This is a genomic window from bacterium (assembly GCA_022616075.1).
Classification (GTDB): domain Bacteria; phylum Acidobacteriota; class HRBIN11; order JAKEFK01; family JAKEFK01; genus JAKEFK01.
This window is the reverse complement of the sequence record JAKEFK010000150.1, coordinates 19851-28983: the sequence shown is the minus strand read 5'-3', so window position 1 is coordinate 28983 and position 9133 is coordinate 19851. Positions and strand designations below refer to the sequence as shown.

The window sequence follows — 9133 nt, the reverse complement described above, 5'->3', positions numbered from 1 at the left end:
ATATGATGACATATGCTGCTGGCTCGCAGGCTTGATGGCAAGGCGCGAGCGAGGCGCATACCCGCTGTGGTATGTAACGAGCGAGCAACGAAGCCAGCAAGCCTGCGAGCCGCAGCCCAGAGGGGCGCGGCGGCGGACAGGCATCTGCTTCGTTGCCGCTCCTCGACGATGCACTGGGGCATCGACTGCGTCGCGGCGTCTCGCATCTGCCCTGCCCGGCGCTCGCGCCATATGTCATCATATTTATGGGAAGGGACACTTAGCTGCATGATCAGTTCTTCGACGGCCTCCCCTACCATTAGAATATGGCTATGCGCAGGAATATCCTCATCACTGTTTTTGTGGCACTCCTTGCGGGAGCAGCGATTTATCAACTCCGAAAAAAGGAATCTATCGATTTCGGCTCGTTTCACGATTTCAATGTTTTGTTTGTGACCATTGATACACTTCGGGCTGATCACCTCCCCGCTTATGGTTACACACACATTCGAACCCCGAATCTGGATAAGCTTGCCTACGAAAGTCTGATTTTCGAGGATGCAATTTCCCAGGCGCCCATGACATTGCCCGCGCACGTTTCTCTATTGACAGGCCTGCTTCCTCAAACGCATGGAGTTCGTGACAATTTCGGCTTCATTTTGGATTCTCACGCAACCACCTTGGCAGAAATTCTAAAAAATAACGGATATCAGACGGCAGCATTTATATCTGCGTTTGTGCTGGATTCGCAGTTCGGAATCGACCAGGGTTTCGATCTTTACTCCGATTCCTTTACTCTCGCTCAGGCTCGAATCACAAACACCGATGTGCATCGCATTGCTGAAGAAACGCAGATGGAAGTGAATGCCTGGCTTCAAAAGAATCACCAAAAGAAATTTTTCATGTGGGTTCACTATTACGACCCTCATGATCCGTATCAACCGCCCGAGCCTTTCAAGACGGAATATAAGTCAGCGTCCTATGACGGAGAGATTGCATATACAGATCATGTTTTGGGCAATTTTGTGAAAGTCCTGGAGCAACTTGAACTAAAGAAAAAAACGATCATCGTTATAACAGGAGATCATGGAGAGGGATTAGGCGAGCACAAGGAACAGACCCATTCTTTGTTTATCTACAACGCAACTCAGCATGTTCCGCTTTTCATTCGACTTCCGAATATAGAGGGCAGACGAGTTGAAGGAGTCGTAAGCCATGTCGACATCGCTCCCACCGTTCTCGATTGGTTGGGGATTCGGTCTAACGCCTTGATGCAAGGGAAAAGCTTGATTCCTCTGATTCAGAAAAAAGAGAAGTCGGAGAGGTCAGCCTATAGCGAGAGCATCTCGGCAGAAGTTCATTACGGGTGGAGTGCTCTTAAGGGGGTAACCACTTCGCAGTACAAATTCATTGATGCCCCAACTCCTGAGCTTTACGATCGACAAACGGACCGCAAGGAGACAAGAAATCTGATACGGGAAAAGCCGGAAATCGCGAAGGAAATGCACAGAGGTCTACAAACTTTTTTACATTCCGCTCCCAAGTATACGTTTGCAAAAAAACAAACACCCGATCTTGAAACCAAGGAGAAGTTACGATCTCTTGGTTATATCGGAACGGCCGCCGGAGGCACGGGTGAGAGCCGGAAAATTGATCCGAAGGACCGCATTGATCTGTTGGAGATGATGACCCGCGCGCATAAGGCGTCGGATAGAAAAAACTATCCTCTCGTAGTTCAAATCACCCGCCAAATTTTGGAACAGGATCCTAATATCGTTGAGGCACACTTTCTTTTGGCCACCGCCTATCTTCATCTGCTCGAAAAACAGAAGGCGCTCGATGCGATGATGAAGACGGTTCGTCTCAAACCCGATCATACGCAAACGCTATACAACCTTGGCTTCTTTTATCAGCTTGAAGGAAACAACAAAGAGGCCGAAGATTGGTACTTACAACTTTTAAAATACGAGCCGTCGCATCTCCGCGGCATGCTCAATTTGATCAATCTGTACCGCAGCATGAATCAACCCGAAAATGCCCGGCCGTATCTTTCTCAAATTCTTGATTCCTACAAAGACGCAATTCAGACCACAACCTCGCCGGAAGTGCAATCCGGTTTGTTGGAGAAACTTGGAGAAGTGCATTTGCTAACCGGAGATCTCAAATCAGCAGAAGAGATGACCCGGAAGGCACTTCAATTCACTCCCGAAGGCCGTGGCTTGCATTTTCAACTTGGTGCCATTTACGAAACCCAAAAGGAACTACAGAATGCTGCAGCTGAGTATCTTGAGGAAACGAAGCTTGATTCCAGTAACGCAGCCGCGTTTTTCAACCTGGGGCGAGTTTACCGGCAACTCAACAGGCTTGAGGATGCAATCCATTGTTTTAAACAGGCAATAAAAATGAATCCTCATTACTTTGTAGCTTCCTATCACCTGGCAGAGGCCTATCTGGCTGAAAAAAGAAGCCCTGAAGAGATTCTCCGTTTGATAGCAGAAGCAAACGCTGGCATTCCTTCTGACCGAAGGGAGCGCCTTCTGATAGATATTCGAAAACGACTAAAGAGTAAGGAGTAATGAGTAGATTTTTTTTGGCGATGGTCCATCTTCAGCACTTAATATTCCTGGGATTGTTCATAACACTCGCCGCCTATTCCTCTGCGCTTACGATCCCGGAGAAAATCCAAAAGAGCGCCTCTCTATTGGAATCGGGAGATCTGCAGTCGGCATTTCAGCTGTTACAAGAGGTATTACAGGAGAGCCCAAATCATGGTCCGGCGCACCTACTTTTAGGTCAAATCTCTTTTGCACAATTTCAATGGGAAGAGGCAGAACGCCACCTTAAGATTGCGGCCAACTCGCAAACAAGACGCCCGCAGCTAGCCTGGCATCTATTGGGAAAACTCTATCTTCTACGACACGAATACTCCAAGGCGAAACAACATTTCGATAGTTCGCTCAAGGAATCACCCGATTTTCAACCGGCGCTGTTGGATCGGGCGCGCGCATCCCTATTCCTGAATCAGATCGACAGTGGGATTCTGGATCTGCAAAAAGCGCAGCAATCTGCGGAAGCAAAACTGCTATTAGCGCAGCTCTATCTTTATCAGGATCGCGACCGTGAAGCCGCCACAATCTTGCAATCGCTGCTTTCTACTCAGGAAGAAGCTAAGTGGCTTTTGCTGAAATCACCCCGGGATCTGGCCGTGATCCTCGGAAACAATCTTGGCAATGACGTCGCTTACTTCGCTCTTGGCGTAGCCAGGTTGAAAGGCAATGAGCCTCAACAGGCAGAAACACTTTTCAAGATCGCTTTTCAACTAAACGATCAAAATCCCGTTTCCTGGTTGTTTTTGAGGAGCAAGAACGAAGCCGTTTCTTCGGTGTCTCACCCTGTTCTTGTTCAAAAATTTTCTGAAATGACAACGCTGCTCGAAAAGAAAAAATTGACCGAAGCAAAACAGATTGCTGAAGAAGTGATTGCCGGCTGCATGCGTTGTATTCCCGCTTATCTGACAATGATTCAAGCCTCAGAAAAGCTCGGGAATTTTTGGGGATCGTTCGAGCAACAACAAGTGATCCTGAAATGGCTCACTGACATTCCTGCGCTTTATGCTCACATGGCGAACTCAACTCGCGAAGCGGGCGTCTATGATCTTGCCGAATGCAGCATCCGTAGAGCTTTGAGTATGGACCAGGACAACGGTTCCTACCACTATTTGCTTGCCAAAATTTTGCAGGCTCAAAAAAAGACAGATCTCGCGATCGCGTCATCCCAAAAAGCCCTTGCGCTGGACTCTCAAAATGCAGCGGTCTACATCACGCTTGGAAATCTTTATTATGAAAAGATGGCGCTCTCTGAATCGATTGCAGCTCTGGCCAAGGGTATCGAATTGGATCCGTTGGCCGCGGAGAATATCGCTTCCTTTGCACTATCGGCGTTGACAACTGAAGATTACGGAGCGTTGCGCACCCTTTTGGACAGACATCTTGAAGCTCATCCTGAAAACGTGAATACGCTTTACAGCCTTGCGACAATGCACCTTAAGGAAAGCCAGTTGGAGAAAGCCGGAGACTACCTGTCGCGTCTTGAGAAACTTGCGCCGGAACATCCGGAAGTCTATTACAATCTTACTTTGCTCTTCACGCGACAGGGGAAACAGACGGAAGCAGCGGCGGCCTTACAGCAATTTAGAAAACTCAAGAAGAAGGAGCAACAAGAATGGCATAAGCACAACGAAGCGTACAAAAAGCGATTGCAAGCCGGCGATTTGATGAGAGAAAACAAACCAAAAGAAGCTGTTCTTTTGTATTCGAAGATCGTAGAAGAGGGACTGGCCGAAAGAGAGGATCTGTTATCACTGGCAAGAGCCTATGACGCCGCAGGAGAGCATCACGAGAGTCTGTCAACTCTACAAACATTATTGAAGAGCTCTCCATATGATAAAGAGGTGATCGTTTTATTGGTCCAGATCGCAGAGCAACTCGGTAACCGCGATTTACTGCGGCTGTATCGCAGCCGGTTGGAGCTGCTTGCGCCGGAGAAAATATGCACCGATTCGTGATTTGCTTCTTACTCATCCTCTTGCTGCTTCCAACTGTCGCCTTCAGTGCGCCTCGCAATGTGATTCTCATTACGATCGATACATTGCGAGCAGACTACGTTAGTTACAACGGTTCCAAACATGTTCAAACTCCCAATCTGGATCGCCTGGCCAGACAAGGTGCAAACTTCACCCGTGCGAGAACGCCTGTTCCACTGACACTTCCTTCCCATGCATCGATCATGACCGGCCTGTATCCTTCTTCGCATGGTGTGCGTGACAATGGGACTTTCCGTTTGTCCGAGTCGCAGATTACGCTGGCGCAAATATTGAAAAGGAAGGGGTATACGACCGCAGCTTTTATCGGTAGCTTTGTTCTGGATCATCGCTTTGGTCTCGCACAGGGCTTTGACATATATGAAGACCGAACCTGGACCAAAATTGCAATGTTGGAGAATCCCGAAGCGGAACGGAATGCAGAGCATGTCTATAAATCATTTGTCCAATGGTGGAAAAAATGCGATAAGAGCAAACCCTTTTTTATCTGGATTCACTTTTATGATCCACATGCTCCTTATGAACCGCCCGCGCCGTTTCGTGAACGATACAAAACTAACCCGTATGCAGGTGAAGTAGCGTCTACCGATTCTGTTGTTGGTAAATTGATCAAGGATCTGGAAACATCAGGAACACTTCAAAACAGTATCGTCGCAATGGTTGGCGATCATGGTGAAGGACTTGGCGAGCATCAGGAAAACAGTCATTCTGTTTTGATCTACAACTCCACTCTTCATGTACCAATGATTCTCTTCGCTCCTGATTTGATTGCTGGTGAAACTCAAATCCATTCCTTATCTCGTACCATTGATTTAGCTCCAACATTGCTGGATTATCTTGGTTTCGCAAAAACTCTTGGAGAGGGTTTTAGCCTACGAACAGCGATTGAAGGAGGCAAAGCTCCCGAGATTCCATCCTACAGTGAATCGTTGTATCCGGAATTCAATCTCGGGTGGAGTTCTTTACATGGGATCGAAGCCGGGAAATTTCACTTTATCCTTGCACCGAAGCCCGAGTTGTATTACTTGCCGACTGATCCCGGCGAAAAACAGAATCGTGTGAAGGACTTTTCTCAGGTTGCCGATCAGCTTCGGAATAAATTGGCTCCATTTCTGGAAAAGAAACCTGGTGTTCAAGAAACACTCGATTCCGAAACGCAGGAAAAATTGAGAAGCCTTGGATATGTTTCGGGAACAGAAATCCAAGCCGGTTCCCGTGCAGATCCAAAAGACAAAATGGAGATATGGAATCAAATGCAGTTCGGCATGTCACTATCGAGATACGGAAATTGCCGCAAGGCCATCGCTGTTTTTGAGGAAATCCTCGCTCGCGAAAAGAACACGTTGCTGGTCTACGATTATCTTGGATCATGCTACAAGAAGGAGGATCAATGGGATAAGGCAGAAGGCCTTTACCGTAATGCGCTGGATCAAGGCATTGCAGCGCCTGCGTTTCATATGAATCTTGGAATCCTCTACCACCGTAAGAAAAATTTGGATTCGGCGGAAAGGGAAATGCAAAAAGCGATTCAGCTAAATAAGCTCAGTGTTGAAGCGCACTATCACATGGGTAACATCTTACGTGATAAGAGAGATTGGAAACGTGCCTTGCCGGCCTATCAGGAAGCGCTCCGAATCAATCCGGATTACGTGTACGCAAGAAACGCGCTGGGGAGAACCTACGCTTTCTTGGGAGAAAACAAAGAGGCACTGGAAGCCTTTCGACAGTCCGTGCAAACGGATCCGGCCAATGCTGCAGCGCACTTTAATTTGGCCGTGCAGCTCGAAAAAATGAAACAAAGGAAGGAGGCGTTACAATCGTATCGCAGATTCCTGTCGCTCAGCTCTGAAAAGGATCAGCCCCTTGAAAGACAAAAAGCTCGTGAGGCAGTCGCACGATTAAGCTCAAGATCTTCTCAATAGTGCTATGTCAGAGTCATTAGAAAAAAGGATCCTCAAATGTGCGGCCTTGCCGCTTTGACCTTCCAAATTCCTGTAGAAAAAACGACGAGGGACGTCCCGGCGTTTGGAAATCGGACTCGGAGTCGATTTCTAATTAGAGTATTTTTAGATGGCGGTTTGGAGCGATCCGAACCTCCTTCTTGTTTGCAGCTTAACGCAAAGACGCGAAGCCGCAAAGAATTTACTTTGCTGCCAGAAGGATCTTTTCAATCTCTGCATGCTTTTCCCTGCGGGCTATTTCGAGCAGTTCGGCCCGGTCCCGTTTCACATCAGCTCCCGCTTCGATCAGCATTTTCACGATATCGGTGTAGCCACGAAGCACCGCGACTTGAAGGGCCGTACCACCATAAGTATTCCGCGCATTCACTTTTGCTCCCGCTTTCAGCAATGTTTGCACAACTTCTATGCTTCCTTGTTCGGCTGCCGATGCGAGCGGAGCAATCTTGTAGGAATTGGCCCGGTTTACATCTGCTCCTGCTGCAATGAGCATCTCCAGTATTTCAATATTTTTGGTGTCAGCTGCGCGCAGAATCATGGATTGCTCATATTCCCCGACTTCATTCACATCCGCGCCGGCGTCGATCAGCACCTTCACAACTTCAGCATGTTTGAAATCGATTGCGGCCCAGATCGCCTGCCTGCCATGCACGACCGGCTTCATGCCGGCCGCTAAAAAGAGTTGAACGGCGCCGGCATCTCCATTTTGAACTTTTCGCGTGAAAGTGTCATCATCAAAATCCAATCCCGCGTTTTTCAAGCCGATCTTTGCCTGCTCTTCCGCGGGCATATTCGTATCCACGGAACGGCCAGGCGTAATAGCAGGTTTGTAAACGGGCGCTGAGAAGGTCGCATCGTAGCCAAAGGAAAAATCCGGATCCTTCATTACAAGTTTTCCGGAAACCGTTTTTTCATCCATTTTTTTTGCCGTAAACGGCCCCGGCTCCTTTACCGAAAGTTCAGCGGGCAACCGGTCATCGAAGAAAAACACTTCGGCAGCCGCTTTTTTGATGGGATCGATCACCACTTCGACCGCCCTCACTTTGCCTTCCTGGCTGAGATTCACGAGAGCTTTATAGTCTCCAAGCGCTTCCATCGGAACGGGACGATCCGCAAGAATCACGCTCAGCTTTTTCGTTTTCTGCACCGCGTAGGAATAAACCAGATCAACTTTTTTTCCACTTACCTGCAACGCTCCTTTAGCGGTACCTTCGAAATCTTCCGCTGCAAATGCGAAACTCAATGGAGGATTATGAATCGTTCCTGGATTTAGTCTGTAAAGAGAAGAAGCTTGAGTACTTTGAATCACAGCTTCGGAATCGGAATGGCGATCGCCTGCATGTGATTCAAAATGCTATTGGTGAATTTGACCATGCGGGTGATCTAATCCGGATCAAAGGTTATATCTTTGACATCACGCAGCATAAAAATCTTGAAGAGCAGCTCAGGCAAGCTCAAAAGATCAAGGCAATAGGCCAGTTGGCAGGTGGTGTTGCGCACGACTTTAACAATATTCTCATGGCCATTACAGGATATTGTGAATTGCTCTTGCTAAAGCTGAATGTAGAGGATCCATTACGCGCGGATCTAATTCAAATTCAAAGAGCTGCAAATCATGGAGCGTCGTTGACACGACAACTGCTTGCGTTCAGCCGCAAGCAAGTACTGACGCCTAAAGTTGTGGATCTAAATCAATGCCTTCGCGATATGGAAGGCATTTTACGGCGGCTGATTGGAGAAGATGTGGAGCTAAACATCCTGCCGGCCAAAAAGCTGGGCCTGGTAAAAGTGGATCCGGGACAGTTTGAACAGCTTATCTTCAATCTCGCTGTTAACTCACGTGAGGCGATGCAGGAAGGAGGCAGACTGACCATTGAAACTTCGAACATCTTTCTGGATGAAGAGTATGCTCATCGAAATATTGGGGTGCGTCCCGGCGCATATACCCTGGTATCCGTCAAGGATACTGGCTGTGGAATGGATGAAGCTACATCCGCCCGCGTTTTTGAGCCCTTTTTTACGACAAAAGAGAAGGGAACAGGGCTTGGTCTTGCTACAGTTTATGGAATTGTCGAACAGAGTGGCGGCCGCATTTCCGTTCACAGTAAAAAAGGGAAGGGAACCAATTTTGAAATCTATCTTCCCATCATTGAGCAACCGGTTGAACCTATCGTTTTTCAACAAACTGGCTCCGGTTCGCCTTGTACCGGCACGGTGTTGCTTGTTGATGACAACGAATCGGTGAGATCCGCAATCGGGATGTTCCTGAAGATACGCGGCTTTGTTGTTCATGAAGGCCGCTCTCCTCATGAAGCTCTTGCAATTTTTCAAAGTCAAAATGGATCCATCGATTTAATGATTACGGACATGGTCATGCCTGAAATGAGTGGCAAACAGCTCGCACAACGTCTCGTTTCACAGAAACCGAACTTAAGAATTATTTACATCTCCGGTTATTCGGAGGAGAGTGTTCTTCAGCAGTCCCCTACGCTGCCCTTCACCGCTTTTCTGATGAAACCGGTTTCTATGGAAACTCTTGTTGAGAGAATCCAACACTTACTGAAGGCGGAGTGAGTGCGCGGAGATCTCGGCGAAA

General features: G+C 47.8%; 5 protein-coding genes. 4 read left to right on the top strand and 1 reads right to left on the bottom strand.

From position 1 onward, the window contains the following. Nucleotides 1-311 precede the first annotated feature (311 nt). The 3 genes from L0156_12285 to L0156_12275 are packed head-to-tail and all read left to right on the top strand — an operon-like array spanning nt 312 to nt 6501. A complete protein-coding gene (locus L0156_12285) occupies nt 312-2555 on the top strand; it encodes a sulfatase-like hydrolase/transferase (GenBank protein ID MCI0603778.1) in 2244 nt (747 codons plus the stop codon). Then, nucleotides 2555-4543, top strand: a complete 1989-nt coding sequence (locus L0156_12280) for a tetratricopeptide repeat protein (GenBank protein ID MCI0603777.1) — start codon at nt 2555-2557, stop codon at nt 4541-4543. The genes L0156_12285 and L0156_12280 overlap by 1 nt, the downstream gene beginning before the upstream one ends. Further along, nucleotides 4528-6501, top strand: a complete 1974-nt coding sequence (locus tag L0156_12275; protein MCI0603776.1) for a sulfatase-like hydrolase/transferase — start codon at nt 4528-4530, stop codon at nt 6499-6501. Before L0156_12280 ends, L0156_12275 begins: the two co-directional genes overlap by 16 nt. A 220-nt stretch (nt 6502-6721) precedes the next feature. Here L0156_12275 and L0156_12270 read toward each other — a convergent pair whose 3' ends face one another. Next, nucleotides 6722-7780 carry an ankyrin repeat domain-containing protein gene (locus L0156_12270; protein ID MCI0603775.1) on the bottom strand — a complete coding sequence of 353 codons (1059 nt, stop codon included), beginning with the start codon at nt 7778-7780 and terminating at the stop codon, nt 6722-6724. Here L0156_12270 and L0156_12265 point away from each other — a divergent pair. Continuing rightward, nucleotides 7780-9111, top strand: a complete 1332-nt coding sequence (locus L0156_12265) for a response regulator (protein MCI0603774.1) — start codon at nt 7780-7782, stop codon at nt 9109-9111. The genes L0156_12270 and L0156_12265 overlap by 1 nt on opposite strands. Nucleotides 9112-9133 lie beyond the last annotated feature (22 nt).

Excerpts from the sequence above, each read along its gene's own strand:
- L0156_12285 (MCI0603778.1), top strand. The coding sequence starts at position 312 with ATGCGCAGGAATATCCTCATCACTGTTTTTGTGGCACTCCTTGCGGGA.
- L0156_12275 (MCI0603776.1), top strand. The coding sequence starts at position 4,528 with ATGCACCGATTCGTGATTTGCTTCTTACTCATCCTCTTGCTGCTTCCA.
- L0156_12280 (MCI0603777.1), top strand. The coding sequence starts at position 2,555 with ATGAGTAGATTTTTTTTGGCGATGGTCCATCTTCAGCACTTAATATTC.
- L0156_12265 (MCI0603774.1), top strand. The coding sequence starts at position 7,780 with ATGGAGGATTATGAATCGTTCCTGGATTTAGTCTGTAAAGAGAAGAAG.